We start from the raw sequence: 371 nt of genomic DNA, 5'->3' as shown, positions 1-371 counted from the left end.
TTGCTGGCCCTGGCAAGAGAGGGGGCTGAAGTCATTTGCTTCGCGCCAGACAAAAATCAGGCTGATGTCATTAATCATCTGACCGGGGAGCCGATGGCGGAAACCCGTAACGTCCTGATTGAAGCCGCGCGTATTGCGCGTGGCGATATTCATCCTCTGATTCAGGCGGACGCCGCAGAGCTTGATGCGTTAATTGTGCCGGGTGGGTTTGGGGCGGCTAAAAATCTCAGCACGTTTGCCACGCAAGGCGCCGGGTGTCAGGTTGATCCGCATTTAAAAGCATTATCACAGGCCATGCATGCGGCGGGTAAACCGCAGGGCTTTATCTGCATCGCTCCGGCCATGCTTCCGACAATTTTTGATTTCCCGCT

At 55.3% G+C, this 371-nt stretch carries 1 protein-coding gene; it reads left to right on the top strand.

The window, feature by feature from the left end; genetic code table 11:
• Positions 1–371: isoprenoid biosynthesis glyoxalase ElbB (gene elbB, locus CSV68_RS16920; protein WP_099662675.1), on the top strand; the 371-nt coding region annotated here is incomplete at both ends.

The organism is Sporosarcina sp. P29 (assembly GCF_002743265.1).
In the GTDB taxonomy this organism is placed as follows: Bacteria; Bacillota; Bacilli; order Bacillales_A; family Planococcaceae; genus Sporosarcina.
This window is presented reverse-complemented; position numbering and strand designations above follow the sequence as displayed.